Origin of the sequence: Anaerosalibacter sp. Marseille-P3206, from assembly GCF_900155565.1 — a bacterium.
In the GTDB taxonomy this organism is placed as follows: Bacteria; Bacillota; Clostridia; order Tissierellales; family Sporanaerobacteraceae; genus FUHM01.
On record NZ_FUHM01000002.1, the window covers coordinates 235,168 to 252,595 of the forward strand.

Consider the following 17,428-nt stretch of genomic DNA (forward strand, 5'->3'; position numbering starts at 1 on the left):
CCACCCTAAGGTATAATATTTAAAATCAAATCCATAAGAGATACTAAAATAGGTATCGCTAAAACCATTATTGTAACCTTACCTCCTAATTCAATTTTAGAAGCAATAGACTCTTCTCCTGCATCCCTTGATATTTGCGATCCAAATTCAACTAAGTATGCAATACCTATTATTTTTAAAATAATAGTATAATAAATAAAATCAACATTGGCTTTTTTAGCTATATCAGTAATAACATCTACAACAAGTACTAATTTATCAATGATTATATAAAAAATAACTATACTAGTAGCAATACTAACCAATATGGCAAATTCAGGCTTGTTCTCTTTTAAAAGAAGAATGATCACTGTAGCCACTATTCCTATACCAATTATCTTAATTACTTCCACTGTATCACTTCCAATCTACTGTATTAATAAAGCCGGAACAATGTTTTTATAGTTTCAAATAATTCGCTTATATACTTTAAAACCACACCTAAAACTATTACAACCCCAAATAGAGTTGCAATAAAACCAAACTCTTCTTTACCTGACTTAGCCAATACTGTATGAAGTACTGCTGTCAATATTCCAATGCTTGCAATTTTAAATAATAAGTCTATATTCATTTTTACCTCTCCCTTACAATAAGATAATGACTATAGCTAAACCTGATAATATCCCTAAACTTTTATACAGCTTTTCATTTTTCTCCTTTGATAATTGAGCCTCAACTTCTAAAGTCTTTATTTGTGTAAGAATTAGTTTGAAGTTTTTTTCTTGATCAAATCTATCAGAAGTGCCAATAGTCCTACCAAGCGTTAAAAATAATTCTATATCCTCATCTTTGAAACATAGTTCATCCCTCGATATATTGACTACAGACTCAAAACATTCATAAACAGTTCCTGATTTATTAACTACAAGTTCATCTGCTATCCTTTCAAAAACATATGAAACCTTTTGATTTCCTTTTCTATATACGTTCATTAAAGCTTCTGGCAAGGGATTGGCAGCATATATAATTTCTGTTTCTAATAATTTAATACAGTTTTCTAATAAAACTAGATTATTAACTCTATCCCTATAACGTATGCCATACATGTAACCCATTAAACTAGAAGATAATATGATTAACAAACTACCAAATATTTTTAAAGTTGTCATGTTTAACCCTCTTTCAATGGAAAATAGACCTAAAAGTATAACCATCTAAAATATCTCTTATAGTACCAACACCTTTTGAATTATCTAAAATAATAATTCTTCTAAAAATTTTTTCTTTAATTATTTGATCTAAATTTTTCTTTGTAAATACATCTTCCAAATCATCACCATGAACTGTTGAAATAAGTTTTACTCCAGTTTTTAAAGCTTCATGTATAGATACAATATCCTCTACACTACCTAGCTCATCAGTAGCAATAACATCAGGTGACATAGCACGTATTAAAATAATGATTCCATCACTTTTAAGACATCCGTCTAATATATCTGTTCTTAAGCCCACATTGTTTTGAGGAATACCATTATAAACCCCAGCTATCTCAGAACGTTCATCTACTAAACCTACTTTTAATCCATTAAAACCATACCTAGGCATACCATCACTAATATTTCTAACTATATCCCTTAAAAGTGTTGTCTTTCCGCATTGAGGAGGTGAGATTATTAAAGTGTTATAAATTGTGTTAGGCTGTTTTAAAATGTATTTCATAATATTATTAGAAACACCAGTTATCTCATGAGCAATTCTTAGATTTAATGAAGATATATTTTTAATAGTTTCTATGCCATTAGGACCATAAACAACCTTACCAGCTAATCCTACTCGATGTCCTCCTTTTAATGTTATAAATCCACTTTTAATTTCTTCTTCAAAAGCATATACAGAGTAATTGCTAATAATTTGAAATGTCTTTTGTAGCTGTTCTTTTGTTATATATACAGATTCCTTATAATCCTTTATGAATTGCCCTGTTTCTGATACAAAATAATCAAATCCATTACAACAAATTATAATTGGCATATTATTTTTTAGTCTTATTTCCTCTATCGCATCTTTTTTTTTGTCTGAAATTTTATATAATATATTACTTATATCTGGAACCAAATATTCTAACAATTTATCAAATACCATTGAATTACATTTTTCCATAACCTGTCCCTCCTTTTATATATAAGTATGTCCACATAAAAATTATATGCTTATTTTTTCAAAAAAAATAAAACCTGAAACATCACTGTTTCAGGTTTTATAATCAATTCAATTTTATTCTTCATCACCAATAAAATCATCTGAACCACAATTGCATTCAGGACATTCAATATCCATTGAATCATAATCTTCATCAAAAAAATCATCTTCATATAGATAATCATCTTCATCATCTAAAAATCCAAAAACTTCTTCTTCAACATCAGCTAAATCCTCATCCATGAAGTCAACATATTCATCTACATCGTCAATTTTTTCATTTAAATCATCAATTGCATCAGCAAAGTCTTCCAATGCATCAATCATGTATAGAAGTAATTTGCCTTCCTTTGATGATTCATCAATTTCTAAACCTTCAGCTAATCCTTGTAGATATGAAACTTTTTGGTATAAATAATCCATATTATCCCTCCTAATATTTTATTTAATTATTCCCTAAACTCTAGATAAATACTCACCAGTTCTGGTATCAATTTTCAATTTATCTCCTTCATTAACAAACAATGGCACATTGATTATTGCACCAGTTTCAAGTGTAGCTGGCTTTGTTGCTCCTGTAGCTGTATCACCTTTAACACCTGGTTCAGTATGAGTTACAACTAACTCAACAAAATTTGGTGGAACAACCTCAAATGGTTTCCCTTGATAAAATCTTATAATTGCAACATCATTTTCTTTTATGTAGATTATTGCTTCTTCTACATCTTCTTTTACTAGTGGTAATTGTTCAAAAGTTTCATTGTCCATGAAATAATATAATTCACCATCATTATATAAGTATTGCATTTCTCTAGTTTCAATATGTGCCTTTGGAAACTTATCATTTGGGTTAAATGCAATCTCTTTACTAGCTCCTGTCATAACACTTTTTATCTTTGTTCTAACAAAAGCTGCTCCTTTACCTGGTTTAACATGTTGAAAATCTACAATTTGATATACATCTCCATCCATTTCAAATGTTACACCTTTTCTAAAATCACTTGCTGAAATCATTTAAAAAACCTCCTACTATATGAAATTTCTTTGTAATAGCACTATTGCCTCTAATGCTAAAATGTAACTAAATGGCCCAAATCCAGTTATTTGTCCTGTACAAACTGGAGCAATAATAGATTTGTTACGAAATTGTTCTCTCTCATAAATATTAGAAAGATGAACTTCTATAACAGGAATTTGTACTGATTCAACAGCATCCCTAATAGCTATACTATAATGGCTATATCCTCCAGGATTGATAATAACTCCTGAATAGTTTGTCTGTAATGTGTACTGTAACTTTGATATTATATCTCCTTCATAATTTGACTGAAATATTTCTACCTGAACATTTAACTCTTTGGCTTTTGATTCAATCATATTATTTACTTCTTCTAGGGTTTTGCTACCATAATATTTTTCATTCCTATAGCCTAATATGTTTAAATTTGGACCATGAATAACAAGTACCTTCATTTTTTGCTCCTTTTATCCTTTATATCAATTCAATTATAACAATCCTTTTTAATTACTACAAGATAAATGTTTCTTATAATAAAATATTATTTCATCAGCTATTTCATTTATTCCTTTACAATCTACGTTAATAATATAGTCTGAACTAGATATGTACAATTCTTTTCTCTCTAAATACATACTTTTTACATTTTCAAAACAGTCTTTATTATTTCCAATCAAAGGTCTTTTATCACTTGAATTCTTTAAATTATTAATTATAGTTTCTATATTACCGAATAACAAAAATATAATTCCATTAGTTCTCAAATTTACAATATTCTCTTTATTTAAAACAACTCCACCACCAGTAGATATAACGATGCTTTTGCTACTTGAAATACCTTTAACGACATTACTCTCCAGTTTTCTAAAATATCCTTCTCCATATTTTTCAAATATTTCACTTATACTAATATTATAAGTACTTTTAATTAAATTATCAGTATCAATATGTTTAAAACCATATTTTTTAGAAATATGTACTCCTATTGTAGTTTTACCTATTCCGCTAGGACCTATTAACACTATATTTTTCATTTTATTCTTGCTTATTATGATGTGGTGAATTTTTAACTATATTTATAGCTTTTGTTACTTCTGTAATAACGTCAACATCGAATTGGTAACTCATATTTTCAACTTTTCCATATAGTTTACCTTTCTCTGTAACAACATATCTCGGTGGCAAAACATTTAAAACAATTGCTGCAATATCTAACTTACATTTGTCACAAGTGCACATATCTTTTCTATCACTTAATAATTTATTAACAGTGTACATAACTTCGTCTTCCATTAAGTTTTTTAAGCCCAAAATAATCACCTTCTTATTTTTGTCACTATCACTATTATTGCTTAATCACATAAATTTCAGGTTTGATAAAATTTGGTAGAAATATACCGTAGTATTCTAAGAAGAATCTATCCTTAGTAAGAGTTATTTTTTCTTCTATACTATCTTCTTCTTTACATTCATTCAATATTAAAAGACCATTGATTTTAGGTTTTGCTTCTGAATATACATTTAATTTACCACCATCAACGCCTATTATACCATTAAAGTTAATATTATCATAGAAATTTAAATCTCCTTGGACATATATTATCCCCATTAACATTTTATCTAACTCATTACCTTCTTGAAAAATTGATAATGAGCAATTGTTTACATCATCATTTTTTATTACTAGAAACATTTCATTTTTTGTTAAATATTTGATCTGTGAAGGTTTATCTTGTCCGTATCTATAAAATTCAATTTTAACTTTATTAGTACTTTTGTCTGTTACATATAGATTTACCATATCATAATTTTTGACTTCTATAATTTCAGCTTTGTTTTCGAAATCTGATAATGTTAAATCACTAAAATCATTAAAGAACTCACTATCATCAATTTTGCTACTTGATATAATAGGCGAACTTACATTGTATATAGGATTGATTACATTGAATACAGCGATAGCAGTTTTATTAACATTTTGATAACAACTATTGGCCTTGATAGATCCTTTTAAAATTCCATTTTCCCTAAATATTTCTAAATCTAAAATATTCAAAGAATCCCACGTTTCTAAATCCTTTTTATCTAATACAATTTTATTTTTATTAATATGATTGCTAAACCTTTTATATTTTATATAATGTTTTAATCTAGGTATTAAATCATCATCAAAATATTTCTTGTCTCCAAAACAAAGATTTATTTTGTCCTCAGCACTGTAAGAAGCCTGAACCTTTTTAATGCTTGTATTCATTATTTTATTATCCAATGTTGAAGAATAAAGTAAATATGTAGCTAATGTCATAATTACACTGCCTAGAATCAATGAAAAGACAATAACGGAACCCCTTTGGTTTCTCAATATAAACACCTCGATTAATTGTTAATTGGTGCTCTAATGCCTATTTCCGTATTAAACTCTAATTCTTCACTCCACTCTCCATTAAAAATCAAACTAATAACTATTATTTTCCTATCAAAATCTGTATATGATTTATCAATAGATTTTATATTTCCCACAATTGTATTATTTCCTTCAAATTCACTCTGATAAGGCAAATTTTCCGTTTTCTTTGTTGCTACATCTCTTCTAAGATAATTCTCATTAATATAATAAATAATGTATTTATTTTCATATTCCCTTTCAATAACACCTTTTTTATCAGTTCCAATCTCAATTTTTTTCTTTATTACAAATCCAAAATTTTTACTATATTTTTTATTATAATTTTCAATTTTTTCTATAGATATTATTTCATCTGCCGATTTTATTTCATTTTTAATATATTCAATTGCGTACCTTCCATTAAGTATTCTATCTTCTTTTTCTTCTGATATTCGGCTAGAATTTATGCAATAACTATATACTGAATAAAAAGATACAATTAATATTGAACAAATAGATATTCCCACTAATAATTCAATTAATGTGAAACCATTATTGCTTATACGGTTTTTGTAATAACGACTTAAAGCACACATTTTTTAGCCTCTCAGAATTATTTTTTGATATAATTGTAATCTCAACATCCCATAGCTTCTCACATCTATTTTTCTTTTCTATTTTTACACAATAATCAAATTCACTATCTCCTGAGATAGGAAGTGATATATCTACATAATCTTCTTCATTGAACATATCAATAATATCTACCATAGACATGTCTAATACATACTCTTCACTATCATTAAAATAATCAAACGCTTTAAATCTCTCCATAATTGTTTCACCATAATACTTCATATCATTTTTAGCCTTAAGTAAATAAAAATTATAATTGGTATAAGTAAATATAGGTAGAAAAGTAACAGTAATCAAAGCTAATATTGCTAATCCTAATAATGTCTCAATTAATAAGTGACCTGATTTATTCATCCTGTTTTTCTCCATCAATATAAGTATTTACCTTGCCTGTAGCTACTTCTATTGTCAACTTAATATTTTGACACTTACTGTTTTTCAACTGTATATTTCCTCCCATACTAGGCGCTCCAGTTATGCTAAAGAGTAATTGTCCAAACTCATTATTGTTAGAACCATTAAAATTAACAAAAATTATTTTTAAATTGCTTTCAAATACCTTCTTCTTTATTCGACTTATTTGTTTTTCATTGTCATGTTTGTTAATATAATAATATCCTTTTTTCGGGTATACTTCTAAGCTATAACGCTTTACATCCATTATTGACATATTTCTTGCATATAATATATCTCTCTTAAGCTCCATTAAATCTTTTCTTTCTTTAAAATTTAAAGCAATAGTAGTTTTTGGTAATGCAATTAAAAAAATTATAGACATTATGGCAATTACAGTAATCAACTCAATAAATGTCATACCCTTTTTATCCATTTATATCATCCCTAGATTAAATTCTACATAAATTTCGTTTTTCCTTCTTTTTATTTGTTAATTTTTCCATTCATTTAATAAATATAACATATATATTGCTTCGGATCTAGTAATTTTGTTATTATAACTATTGAAACTTTTGCATCTAACACCTTTTTTATATAGTATTTTATTTGATGTATTGCTCCACTTAAAATTGTTACTCTTAGTTACCTTCCTCATAAGAGCTTCAACTTCTTTATAAGTAATAGGTGAATCTAAATTCAATTTATTCTTATTATCAGCTTTAATGTATCCATTGTTTAAACTATATTGAACAACCTTTTGATAATTTTTAAATTGATTATAATCTTTATATTTTTTAACGCTAGATACATCCTCTGGTAAATCCCATTTGTATACTTTATTTAACACCATTAGTAATTGCCCTTTTGTCATATAACTATTAGGCTTGAAAGTATTATCTTTATAAGCAGAAATATGTTTTCTTCTTAAATAAGTATTTATTTCATCTTTCGCCCAATGACCTCTTATATCATGAATCTTATGTGCGCTTTTATCTATAAATACTGCATAATCAGAACCCTCTTCTTTTATTGAACCTGGTACAACAAAGGTTTTAATTACCCCTTCTTCAATTATACTTGGCATATAAAGCCATTCTCCATTTACAAATTTATATATTCCTCCATTATCAGGTCCATGGTATTCAAAGGAAAGTTCAATTAAATTTTCTTTATTATATTCTTTTATCTTATTATGAATTGAAATGTTAAAAATTTCAGATATCCTTTTTATATTTTTAGTAGTACTTCTATATTTATCATCGTTTAAACTGCTAATTTTAACAATTATCTCATCATAATATGTGCCACTTAGTACATTAACTTTAAGTTCATTATCTCGAAACTCAAACTCGCCACCACTTGACGGTACTAAAAATGACTCTTCTTTTTTTATAGCTACTTCTTTGTTTAATTCTTGGAATCTCTTAATATATCCTTCAGCAAAACCATCCCTAAAACCGGTAATAAACCCATCCTTATATCTATTATTATCTAAGTATAAATTATAATCATTTATTATTTGGGAATTTGAAAGATAATGTCTGGAAATATCAGCACTCTTTCTTAAATAATAGTCTATTTCCGCAAAATTATTTCCTCTATTTAAACCAACATCATTCCCATCATTAAAACCATTTTCACTTTTAATTAAATTTAATTCTTTATTCCCTTCCCGAAAGCCTTTTTTATACGATTCTTCGTATGCTTTTTTGAATCCTGTAAAAAAACCATCCTCATATTTATTATAATCACTATTTAACCCGAATTCACTTCGCAATTTTACTTCAGTAGGAAAATTTCTTTCCCAATTACTAATTTTCCCTTCAAAATAATCTTTTCTGCCATCATTTTCTCCAAATAATTTTCCAAAGACTTCACCATCTTTTAATCCATCCTCGTAGGAAATTTTTTTTGGTTCAAAATTAGCTTTTCTATAGGATTCTTCATAAGATTTTTGAAATGAATGTTTAAAAGCATTCAAAAATTCATTCCTATAACTAGATGTCTCTATACTTAAATTAAAAATACTAATTATTGTTTTATCAGTTGGCTTTGCTTTAGACCAATTATTTTTATTCCCTTTGTAAAAATCTCTTCTTCCATATACTTCACCTAATATTAAGCCAAAAGCTTCTCCATAATTTGATTCTTCCTTTTTCCCTTCCTTATTATCAGGCAGTACTTCTAAATAATACCCTTCTATATAACCCTTTACATAACCAGCTTTATAGCTATTTAATATCTTTAGCTTTATCTCGTTATCTTTATTATATTCTTCATACTTTTTCTCTACTGTTACAGTATCTATTTTATTAATATTTATAGGATAATCTCTATTTTTATCTAAATAACCTTCTGTTTTGCCTATGTTATATCCGTATTCAAAAACTTCATCTAATAATTTATCAATATTTTTATCAGCAAATATGGGAACTGAAGTTAATAATATACTTATAATTAAAATAATAAAAGCACTAATCTTTTTCATTATTTTCACCTCTTTCTTTATCTCGGTACAACTAATATCTTTCCAGGTTTTAAATCCTTATTTCCTGATATATAATTTTGATCCATAATCAATTTTTTCTTTGATGATTTTCCATAGTGTTTTATAGCTATAGATTCAAGAGTATCTCCTTGTTTTACAATATAAAAAGAATAGTTAACTTTTGTATTATCACTATCGGTTTCATTTTGAGGATATACACATTGCAATCCATCTAAAAGTATTACACCAAAATCTTCTCTACCTTCACTAAGTTCTAAATAAAGTTTATCAATTTTAATTGGGTATACAGAAATATCAGCAGGTGGTTTTGCCTCTATATATCTCCATCCTTGCCAATTGATTCCCTTCGAAGCCTCTGCATCATATATTTCACCCATTTGATCTATAAATCTTAATCCTATTGTGATAGGTGAATAATCATAAGAATAAATCCAAAGTCCAATGCTATCTGGTGGATACTTAATCGCTATATTTTTTTCTTTTATATCAACATACGCTCTATTTTCTTCTTCTACAGCTAAAATATTGTATTCAAATCTTAAAGAATATTTTCCTTCTTTAGATTTTGTAGCTCTTGAAATATTGCCTTTTACATTTAAGCTGGAAGGCATAAAATATGTTTTTCCAGATTCAAATCCTTCAATCAATTGACCTTTAATTGTTTCTTCAGATACAGAATTTAAATCCTCAGAATATCCATTAATATTATTTGTATTATTATCTAATGATTCATCTTCAACTTTTTCTGCATATTCTTCAAATGGAGCAAAAGGATTTTGTTTTTCAATATTAATGACTGTATCTATAGCAACAACGTCCCCTTCATCATCAAATATTCCCTCTAAACTATGTACTTTAATTCGTATTTGACCTAGAATACTATCATTTTTGTCATTGTAATCCATTATTAAATTTGTTACTAAAAGCTTTCTAGGACTAGTTCTCAACTTACTTAAAAAATCTATTAACTCATCATATTTACCTTCATATGGCAGTGTAATATCCATAGTTTTCATAGGAATTCCTAAAATGTCTTCTATCTGTGGTTCACTAAAATCTAAATTAAGTATTTTTAAATTAGAACTATCAATAATATCATTTAACAAATAAATTATTTGTGCTTGATCTATTTTAGGAAAATACTCTAATAATAATTTGTCTTTTTGTCTATTTAAATTAAGATAATCTTCATGAATACTACTTTCGTTAGCTAATATAGCATCTATTCTAATCTTCTCTTCCTCATAATAAATTTTCTTTTCTTCAAGACTATTTATTTTATCTCTCTGAGGTAAAAAAATAAATCTATTAAACAACCAAAACATTATTATTACTGCTAATAAAATCAAAAGAATCTTCTCATTCTTCGTCAGTTTTATTTGATTCTTCAGATTGAACTTCTTCTTCTGTTTCAATTTGGTCTCCGTAATCATTCTCGTCACCCCTAAACTTAATATTTAAAGAAAAATTATAATAACTATTATCTAAATATATATTTGAAATAAAGGTTTCAAGAAAACCTTCAGTGTCTTTTAAACTATATTCGAATTCAGCTATAGAATACTTATCTCTTGAAGTTCCTTGAATTGATATAGAACTAGTATCTATATCAACTGAATTCAAAAAAATATTTTCTGGGGTTCTAGATGTAATAGTTTGAAGAAGAAACTCATTTATAATATCATTTTCTGTAATATACTCATCTACTCTTTTTAAATTTTCCACCTTTTCTTTTAAATAATTAATATCATCTTCTTGTGACTTTAAAACTTCTAGTTTTTTCATTTTTTCTTCATCTTCAACTTCAGCCTTTAAATTGGAAACACTTTTATTTAATCTACTAATTTTTATTTGATTTGAAATACTAAAAACTACAATAATAAAGACAAATATTGCCCCTAATGACAATAATACAATTTCCTTATTTATATGAAATTCTTTTTTCTCTATATAGGGTTCAAAAAAGTTTAAATCTTTCATTTTCTTTGCTCCTCTATTCTTATTAATGAACCAATGCAATTTATATATTTATTTAAATCTTCACTTAAAAATATTTTATCTAGCTTGTCTATTTTTACTGTAGTGATATTGTAATAATTTGAAAAAAGGTTATCTATACCATTGATATTAGATAATCCTCCATATAATAATATCATCTGGATATCATTGCCTTTTTCCCTTGAGTTGTAATATCTAAATATTGTATCGGTTTTGTCCATAATTCCTTTAATACTAGTCTTTGCAATGTTAAGAAATCTGTTATCTTCTGTATAATCCTCTTCAATTCTATTGATGTTATCAATGCTTTTTTTCTTTTCTTCTATTTGTGTTTTACTATATTCAAAGAAATTTAGAATATTTTTGTCTAAATCATCTCCACCACCATCGACAGTACGACTCACTTGTATAAAACCATTTTTTGCAATAGTGACATTTGTATTATAAAATCCTAAGTCAATAGCAGCAATTGTACTATCTTCAGTTTTATATCTTCCGTTTATAAGAAAATTATAATTTAAAAGCTTAGCAACTCCATTAGATTGAAAGTCTAATACGGAGGGCTTCAATTCTAAATCCTTTAGTAACTTAAAATGACTTTCCACAATTTCCTTAGGAATAGCAATCAATAGTACATTAAGTTTAGCAATTCCATCCTCTTCAATTTTGCCAATAGTTCTATGTTGCACTACATAATCCTTAGGATCAACAGGTAAATACTCATCTATTTGAAACCTCAATATACCTTCAATTTCATCATCACCAACAGCTGGAAGTACTACTTCTCTGGTAATAATTGCAGAACTCTTAATGCTAATGTATCCAATATCTGATGTTACCTTGTTTTTCTTTAGTTCTTCCTTAAGGATATAGTATAAAAGCTCTTTGTCTACTATATAGCCATTTTCATAGGAACCTTCTGGAGTAAAAAAAGAAAAATGCTTGTCTATAACTATTCCGTTGTTGGTTAATTTTGCTTCAATTATTTTCGTTTCATAAGAACCTATGTCAATGGAAACTATTTTTTTTGGTATTAAAGTTGGCAATTTCATAATTGGCATTTTTATATTCATAGTTTAATCTTCCACCTCCTCATTTATATTTATTTCTTTCCACTCTATAACTTCCCAACCAACATTAGTTGGTTCAAGTATGTGAGGTGGATAATCATAGAACATTCGTGGGTCATGAGCATATCTTTTTTTGTAACCAGTTCTATTGTTTCCACTATTTATGTCAAATGTCCCCACTTCTTTTCTTTCCCTTTGTGTTATGTTTCCCCATAACGTTATATTTCCCTTTTTAACTCCACTTCTATATTGCTCAAATCCAAATCCTCCATTAACTGCAAATACTGCTGCATGTATTGTAATGTTTTCGGGAGCTACATTAATTTTGTAAGGTACTTTAACCCATCTGTGCCCAAAAAAATAGTATTCCTTCTTCCAATGGTAAAGAAAAGGTTCATCATTAGGATCATTTTCATTTTTATACTTAAACCATCCATAATGCATCACCATAATATCATTGTTTGCAACTAATCCTAACATATCTTTACCATCAGCTCCTGTTTCCCCATTTCGCATAGCATATCTAGTATAAATTCCTTTTTCTCTGTCCAAAGCTGACATTTCTTCATCCCCTGTTCCAGTACTATCTTTTTTACCATTAAATTTGGTACCATAGTATTCAATACCTTTAGCTGTGTATTGACTCGGTACATCCCATATTGTAGGATCACTTGCTGTAATATATATATTGTTTTTTGCAGCTATTGTCAACCTGCCCTTTAAAGTACCAGATATAAAGACATTGCCATAATTCAAATCAAACTTTTCATAAAAATTTCTATATTCACTTTTTTCTTCTTTTCCTTCAACATAGATAACACCATTTTTTATATCATTAGATATACTATACAACATTACTTTTTCTGAATTACCATTTCTGATTTCAACTTTATCCCCATCTAAATATATACATGTTCTCCCTTGAAAAACCATATTATCTTTTGCAGCCCACTCTTTTAAATCCTCATTGTTCATTGGAAATTCTAATTTTTCAACTTCTTTAGGATCCCCTGCTTTATATACATATTTTTTATCACCTTTTATCTTATTATCGTCAATACCACTTGAATATGTGACAGTATCAAAAAATTGGGGGTTTTTTTGAACCCTTAAGGTACCATTAGTATGATAAGGTCCATGACATTCGTCTCCTGTTGTCCACCAAATATTAGATCCATCACTATCACTAACATAAACTTGATGGACAAATTGTTTTTTTCTTATTTTAGCAACCACAGTTCGCTTATTGGATGGATCTGTTTTAGTCCAACCAGTAGAAGTAATTTTCACATATCTATCTGTATCTGATGGCTTTTCAGCATTTACTTTATAAAAGCCATCTCTAAATTCTATATCTTCTCCATTTACAAGTGCTCTTGTATCTTCATCTAATTTATCAGTATCAATACTGTAAAAGTTCACATCATCATTTAAATGCCAAAGATATGCATTGTATCCTGCTTCAGCATATTGTAATGCTTTTTTTGATTCTTCATCTCTTTTATTTAGTTTTGTTTCATTATCAGTTGTATTTATCATGGAAAAACCTAGAATAAGCATAATTGAAAAAACAATAACTACAATAGGAAGTACTATACCTTTCTCGTTTTTATAATTGTTTTTCATATTCTCTCACCTACTCAAACTCAACTTTACTTTTTGTAAAAAGATAATGTTTATAAACTTTATTTTTTATCATAAAATTTAGATTCACACTTTTTCTTGTTTCTTCATATTCCTGCCAATTATTAGATTCTTTTTCTATGAATTTTATATTATCAAATATATCCTCTAATTTTTGTCCTTCATCTAAATTTCTCAATACTACTTTAGGATAAGTGAAATCTTTAAAGTTTTCATAGGGATATGCTAAATCAGTAGTTGCAGATTGTCTTCTAACTAAATTACCATCTTTCAAATAATACTGTACTAATTCTGGTTTGCCATCATTGTTTAAATCTACATATATACTAAACTTTCCATCTTCCATAAATATTGGTCCTGCTTTTCCCTTTGCTTTTTTCCCATCAATATATAAGTCATTAGCTTTTCTAGCTTGACTTATCTCTTTTTGAATAGTAACTAAAAAAATACGAACCTCTCTATTTATTTCAACATCATTAGATATGTTATAATAATTCTTTGTTGAAATGAAAAACATATTATAGATAATCAATAAAACTACTCCTATCAATGAAATTGTAATTAATAATTCTACAAGGGTTATCCCTTTATTGTTTCTAAGTAGTCTTTTCAAGTCTAACTACTCCCTATTTATAATTTTTAAAGATGATTTATTTAAACTTTTTGCAAGTTTTATACCGTACTTGTCCACCAACACCTCAGGATTTTTAATTTCTATTGTACTATTATCATCTATTATTAGATTATTTGCTTCATCACTAAATTTAATGATAATTTTTTTAGAATAACCATCATTATAAATGTTCTGGATTTCATATTCATTTTCTATTGGACCATCATTAATACTAAACTGAAGTTCACCTATCAATTTTACTGGTGCTGAAAATTCTAATCCCATAACAATTTGTCTATCCCCATTCAAGTTTAATATTTCCACTTCAGTTTCAGGATTTAGACCCAAGCCAAGATTAACCACCTTAACATTATTTTCATCTCTAGGCTCTTCAAAAGAACCATCCCATAATTCATTAGATTCTTTATCAAGTAAAAAATATTTGTTATCAGTATTCTGTTGATAAACCTCATATTTATATTCCCATTTCCACCATAATTTGGTATTGTTAATACTAGTTAAAGGCTTTGTAATTTTCATATAATCATCTATCTCTTCAGGAAGTATATTATCAGGTGGTGTTATTGAATTTTCATCTGGCTGTAACCAAATATATATATCTTGAAAATTTTCATTGATATTTAGAAATACTGGATATTCCCCATAGAATTTTTCTTCTCTGCTATCTTTTTTTATACTTACTATTGTACTTGTAAAATAATTGTTATCTATTACTTCTGTTGGCTCAAACATTATATCGTCTTTTGCTTCTGGAATAATTGTATATTCACCATCTCCCAAATCTCCAAAGGTAGCTAGTCCTTCCCTATCGGTAAGTCTTTTTTTATTAGAATTTTCTAGTTTTATGTTTAAACCAGGTACTGGATTATCATTGTTTTTCATAAATACATATACATATACATTACCTGGTTTTTGAGGCTCTCCTTCATGCTCATATGTAATTAATGTATCTAGTGCAGCACATTCATCATTGTTGTTTTTTAAATATACTGTAACCTCTACTTTCTTTGTAGCCTCTCCTATTTCCCCCTGAAGAAGTGATGTAGCTTTTTGCCATGTTACATTTGTATTTATGGTATATTCTATGCCGTTTAATTGTATTGTCTCACTTTTGTTCATATACTTATTTTCTTCAATTATTCCATTAGGACTACAACCAATATCATCATATTTTAACCCCTTTATCCATTCCATTTGACTATATGCTATATTCATTGCATTCATTTTTACTTCATTTCTCTTATTTGATCTAGTAGATAGCACAAACATAGGTAATAATGATATGGATATTATCCCTATGAGAGCAATAGCTACTATAACTTCAACTAATGTCATTCCTCTTTTGTTGTTGTATTTTAATTTCAATTAAAACTCCTCCATATTAAAATACTAAATATTATTTAAATACCAAAATATAATATTCTCTCCACATATTGTAACTATCATAAAAGCTATACATATAAATGGTCCAAAGGGGATGGGGTCTTTTCTTCCCTTTATTTTGAATAATAATAAAAATATTGATATTATTGCACCAAGAATGAATGATAAAAATATGTTTAATAATGAAAATTTAATACCTAAAATAAATCCAAGTACACCAATGAGTTTTATATCTCCCCCACCCATTCCACCTTTTGATAATATAGCTATGAGTAAAAATAGTCCACCTGAAATAATTAGTCCTAGTATACTATTGAAAATGTTTGGAGATATATCATACAATGTATATTGAAGTATTTTAAATATAATAGCAAAAATAAGTATGAGTATATTAAGTGAATCTGGAATGATTTGAAACTTAAAATCTATGAAACTTATAACTAATAAAATACTGAAAATAATCGAATAAAATATAAAATCTATACTAAGTCCAAAAGAATAATATAGCAATAAATATATGAAACCATTTAATAATTCAACAGTAGGATACTGTAGGGAGATTTTCTCCCCACAGTAGCTACATTTTGCCCTTTGATAAATATAACTAAATATAGGTATCAAATTGTACCACTTTAAAGGAGTACCACAGCTTGTACAATGTGAAGATGGAAAAACTACAGACTTTTTCCTTGGTATTCTATATATACATACGTTTAAAAATGAACCTATGATTGTGCCTATTATGAATATGAGTATAGACATATGTAGCCTCCTTTGTTATATAATTCAAGTGGGATCTGTTAAGTTATTCTTGTTTAGCTATTTTGTTTTGTTGATAATTTTTCCAGTTTTGGTACTTCCAGTTTGAACTTCAATTGTACCATTTTTATAAATTATAACTTTATAATTTTGATTAATTGTAATCCCAACTGTATCATCTTCAGATTTTAACCATGTTTTGCCTACTAATGATTCGGGAACAGTTGGCCATTCTTGAATATAATCTTCCCATTTATAAGCTTCACCCGATGTTTTAGTACCACCCCATGTGATATCTGTTTTAGGTTTACCTTCTTCTGCAATACACATACTTGCAGCACTTTCAAGAGTTCTAACATTTGCGTTATGTGCACTAACTGCTGCTTTATCCGTTGTGCCAGCTAATTTAGGTACTGCTATAAAAGCTAAAATTGCTAATATAGCAATAACTACTACCAACTCAATAAGTGTAAATCCCCTATTATCCTTACACAACTTCTTTACAAACCATTCAAACATCTTTTCTTCCCCCTTATTTCATGTTTTTATAATCTTAATTATTAGTGCTGAGCATATATTTTTTAACATCACCTCTTTTCATCGTTTATAATGTGAAGACTTTAATGCTTATTAAATATTTTTATTTTAAAAAAAGCTGCATAAACATATACAATACATATATAATTTATGCAGCCGAACGATCATAGCTATTAATATTCATAGCTTTAGACTCAGACTTTGCGTCACTATCTTTCAATAGCTTTGCCCTGATATTTATTATTTTTAATATTAATTAAATCATTTTAATCATATT

General features: G+C 27.5%; 22 protein-coding genes and 1 riboswitch. All 22 genes read right to left on the bottom strand.

Annotated elements, in window-relative coordinates; translation table 11 throughout:
- Nucleotides 1-5: 5 nt before the first annotated feature.
- The 22 genes from spoIIIAD to BQ9840_RS13010 all read right to left on the bottom strand — a co-directional run bounded on the left by spoIIIAD (nt 6) and on the right by BQ9840_RS13010 (nt 17,133).
- Nucleotides 6-392 carry a stage III sporulation protein AD gene (spoIIIAD, locus tag BQ9840_RS02410; RefSeq protein WP_077367694.1) on the bottom strand — a complete coding sequence of 129 codons (387 nt, stop codon included), beginning with the start codon at nt 390-392 and terminating at the stop codon, nt 6-8.
- A 23-nt stretch (nt 393-415) separates the two neighbouring features.
- Nucleotides 416-613, bottom strand: coding sequence for a stage III sporulation protein AC (gene spoIIIAC, locus BQ9840_RS02415; RefSeq protein ID WP_077367696.1), 198 nt, complete (start codon nt 611-613; stop codon nt 416-418).
- 13 nt (nt 614-626) lie between these two features.
- The gene (gene spoIIIAB / locus BQ9840_RS02420) at nt 627-1,151 is read right to left on the bottom strand and encodes a stage III sporulation protein SpoIIIAB (protein ID WP_077370075.1); all 525 of its coding nucleotides are present in this window, start codon (nt 1,149-1,151) and stop codon (nt 627-629) included.
- Nucleotides 1,152-1,164: 13 nt separating this feature from the next.
- The gene (gene spoIIIAA, locus BQ9840_RS02425; protein ID WP_077367698.1) at nt 1,165-2,142 is read right to left on the bottom strand and encodes a stage III sporulation protein AA; all 978 of its coding nucleotides are present in this window, start codon (nt 2,140-2,142) and stop codon (nt 1,165-1,167) included.
- A gap of 114 nt (nt 2,143-2,256) precedes the next feature.
- Complete coding sequence (locus BQ9840_RS02430; protein ID WP_077367700.1) at nt 2,257-2,604, bottom strand: CD1247 N-terminal domain-containing protein; 348 nt, start codon at nt 2,602-2,604, stop codon at nt 2,257-2,259.
- 33 nt (nt 2,605-2,637) lie between these two features.
- On the bottom strand, nt 2,638-3,195 hold the full coding sequence (gene efp, locus BQ9840_RS02435) for an elongation factor P (protein ID WP_077367702.1): 558 nt from the start codon (nt 3,193-3,195) through the stop codon (nt 2,638-2,640).
- A 15-nt stretch (nt 3,196-3,210) separates the two neighbouring features.
- Nucleotides 3,211-3,654, bottom strand: coding sequence for a type II 3-dehydroquinate dehydratase (gene aroQ / locus BQ9840_RS02440; protein ID WP_077367704.1), 444 nt, complete (start codon nt 3,652-3,654; stop codon nt 3,211-3,213).
- A gap of 48 nt (nt 3,655-3,702) precedes the next feature.
- Nucleotides 3,703-4,233: a shikimate kinase gene (locus BQ9840_RS02445; protein ID WP_077367706.1), complete on the bottom strand. Its 531-nt coding sequence runs from the start codon at nt 4,231-4,233 to the stop codon at nt 3,703-3,705.
- A 1-nt stretch (nt 4,234) separates the two neighbouring features.
- Nucleotides 4,235-4,510 carry a late competence development ComFB family protein gene (locus BQ9840_RS02450; protein ID WP_200804852.1) on the bottom strand — a complete coding sequence of 92 codons (276 nt, stop codon included), beginning with the start codon at nt 4,508-4,510 and terminating at the stop codon, nt 4,235-4,237.
- Between the two features lie 34 nt (nt 4,511-4,544).
- Complete coding sequence (locus tag BQ9840_RS02455) at nt 4,545-5,561, bottom strand: hypothetical protein (RefSeq protein WP_143254307.1); 1,017 nt, start codon at nt 5,559-5,561, stop codon at nt 4,545-4,547.
- A 14-nt stretch (nt 5,562-5,575) separates the two neighbouring features.
- Complete coding sequence (locus tag BQ9840_RS02460) at nt 5,576-6,181, bottom strand: PilW family protein (RefSeq protein ID WP_077367710.1); 606 nt, start codon at nt 6,179-6,181, stop codon at nt 5,576-5,578.
- On the bottom strand, nt 6,138-6,575 hold the full coding sequence (locus tag BQ9840_RS02465) for a hypothetical protein (RefSeq protein ID WP_077367712.1): 438 nt from the start codon (nt 6,573-6,575) through the stop codon (nt 6,138-6,140). Before BQ9840_RS02465 ends, BQ9840_RS02460 begins: the two co-directional genes overlap by 44 nt.
- On the bottom strand, nt 6,568-7,050 hold the full coding sequence (locus tag BQ9840_RS02470) for a prepilin-type N-terminal cleavage/methylation domain-containing protein (RefSeq protein ID WP_077367714.1): 483 nt from the start codon (nt 7,048-7,050) through the stop codon (nt 6,568-6,570). The genes BQ9840_RS02465 and BQ9840_RS02470 overlap by 8 nt, the downstream gene beginning before the upstream one ends.
- Before the next feature lie 57 nt (nt 7,051-7,107).
- The gene (locus BQ9840_RS02475) at nt 7,108-9,105 is read right to left on the bottom strand and encodes an S-layer homology domain-containing protein (RefSeq protein ID WP_077367716.1); all 1,998 of its coding nucleotides are present in this window, start codon (nt 9,103-9,105) and stop codon (nt 7,108-7,110) included.
- A gap of 17 nt (nt 9,106-9,122) precedes the next feature.
- Entirely contained in the window at nt 9,123-10,559 is a 1,437-nt protein-coding gene (locus tag BQ9840_RS02480; RefSeq protein WP_077367718.1) for a LysM peptidoglycan-binding domain-containing protein, read from the bottom strand.
- Nucleotides 10,486-11,106 carry a PilN domain-containing protein gene (locus BQ9840_RS02485; protein WP_077367720.1) on the bottom strand — a complete coding sequence of 207 codons (621 nt, stop codon included), beginning with the start codon at nt 11,104-11,106 and terminating at the stop codon, nt 10,486-10,488. The genes BQ9840_RS02480 and BQ9840_RS02485 overlap by 74 nt, the downstream gene beginning before the upstream one ends.
- Nucleotides 11,103-12,197, bottom strand: coding sequence for a pilus assembly protein PilM (gene pilM / locus BQ9840_RS02490; protein WP_077367722.1), 1,095 nt, complete (start codon nt 12,195-12,197; stop codon nt 11,103-11,105). The genes BQ9840_RS02485 and pilM overlap by 4 nt, the downstream gene beginning before the upstream one ends.
- A 3-nt stretch (nt 12,198-12,200) precedes the next feature.
- The gene (locus tag BQ9840_RS02495) at nt 12,201-13,820 is read right to left on the bottom strand and encodes a pilus assembly PilX N-terminal domain-containing protein (protein ID WP_077367723.1); all 1,620 of its coding nucleotides are present in this window, start codon (nt 13,818-13,820) and stop codon (nt 12,201-12,203) included.
- Nucleotides 13,821-13,830: 10 nt separating this feature from the next.
- Nucleotides 13,831-14,451 carry a PulJ/GspJ family protein gene (locus BQ9840_RS02500; RefSeq protein ID WP_077367725.1) on the bottom strand — a complete coding sequence of 207 codons (621 nt, stop codon included), beginning with the start codon at nt 14,449-14,451 and terminating at the stop codon, nt 13,831-13,833.
- 6 nt (nt 14,452-14,457) lie between these two features.
- On the bottom strand, nt 14,458-15,837 hold the full coding sequence (locus tag BQ9840_RS02505) for a type II secretion system protein (protein ID WP_077367727.1): 1,380 nt from the start codon (nt 15,835-15,837) through the stop codon (nt 14,458-14,460).
- A 24-nt stretch (nt 15,838-15,861) separates the two neighbouring features.
- Nucleotides 15,862-16,617, bottom strand: coding sequence for a prepilin peptidase (locus BQ9840_RS02510; protein WP_077367729.1), 756 nt, complete (start codon nt 16,615-16,617; stop codon nt 15,862-15,864).
- Between the two features lie 57 nt (nt 16,618-16,674).
- Nucleotides 16,675-17,133 (bottom strand): type II secretion system protein, encoded by a 459-nt coding sequence (locus BQ9840_RS13010; RefSeq protein ID WP_077367731.1) that lies wholly within the window; start codon nt 17,131-17,133, stop codon nt 16,675-16,677.
- A 166-nt stretch (nt 17,134-17,299) separates the two neighbouring features.
- Nucleotides 17,300-17,391, bottom strand: a riboswitch (cyclic di-GMP riboswitch).
- Between the last annotated feature and the right edge of the window lie 37 nt (nt 17,392-17,428).

Excerpts from the sequence above, each read along its gene's own strand:
- spoIIIAC (WP_077367696.1), bottom strand. The coding sequence starts at position 613 with ATGAATATAGACTTATTATTTAAAATTGCAAGCATTGGAATATTGACA.
- spoIIIAB (WP_077370075.1), bottom strand. The coding sequence starts at position 1,151 with ATGACAACTTTAAAAATATTTGGTAGTTTGTTAATCATATTATCTTCT.
- spoIIIAA (WP_077367698.1), bottom strand. The coding sequence starts at position 2,142 with ATGGAAAAATGTAATTCAATGGTATTTGATAAATTGTTAGAATATTTG.
- BQ9840_RS02430 (WP_077367700.1), bottom strand. The coding sequence starts at position 2,604 with ATGGATTATTTATACCAAAAAGTTTCATATCTACAAGGATTAGCTGAA.
- efp (WP_077367702.1), bottom strand. The coding sequence starts at position 3,195 with ATGATTTCAGCAAGTGATTTTAGAAAAGGTGTAACATTTGAAATGGAT.
- aroQ (WP_077367704.1), bottom strand. The coding sequence starts at position 3,654 with ATGAAGGTACTTGTTATTCATGGTCCAAATTTAAACATATTAGGCTAT.
- BQ9840_RS02445 (WP_077367706.1), bottom strand. The coding sequence starts at position 4,233 with ATGAAAAATATAGTGTTAATAGGTCCTAGCGGAATAGGTAAAACTACA.
- BQ9840_RS02460 (WP_077367710.1), bottom strand. The coding sequence starts at position 6,181 with ATGTGTGCTTTAAGTCGTTATTACAAAAACCGTATAAGCAATAATGGT.
- BQ9840_RS02465 (WP_077367712.1), bottom strand. The coding sequence starts at position 6,575 with ATGAATAAATCAGGTCACTTATTAATTGAGACATTATTAGGATTAGCA.
- BQ9840_RS02470 (WP_077367714.1), bottom strand. The coding sequence starts at position 7,050 with ATGGATAAAAAGGGTATGACATTTATTGAGTTGATTACTGTAATTGCC.
- BQ9840_RS02475 (WP_077367716.1), bottom strand. The coding sequence starts at position 9,105 with ATGAAAAAGATTAGTGCTTTTATTATTTTAATTATAAGTATATTATTA.
- BQ9840_RS02480 (WP_077367718.1), bottom strand. The coding sequence starts at position 10,559 with ATGATTACGGAGACCAAATTGAAACAGAAGAAGAAGTTCAATCTGAAG.
- BQ9840_RS02485 (WP_077367720.1), bottom strand. The coding sequence starts at position 11,106 with ATGAAAGATTTAAACTTTTTTGAACCCTATATAGAGAAAAAAGAATTT.
- pilM (WP_077367722.1), bottom strand. The coding sequence starts at position 12,197 with ATGAATATAAAAATGCCAATTATGAAATTGCCAACTTTAATACCAAAA.
- BQ9840_RS02495 (WP_077367723.1), bottom strand. The coding sequence starts at position 13,820 with ATGAAAAACAATTATAAAAACGAGAAAGGTATAGTACTTCCTATTGTA.
- BQ9840_RS02510 (WP_077367729.1), bottom strand. The coding sequence starts at position 16,617 with ATGTCTATACTCATATTCATAATAGGCACAATCATAGGTTCATTTTTA.
- BQ9840_RS13010 (WP_077367731.1), bottom strand. The coding sequence starts at position 17,133 with ATGTTTGAATGGTTTGTAAAGAAGTTGTGTAAGGATAATAGGGGATTT.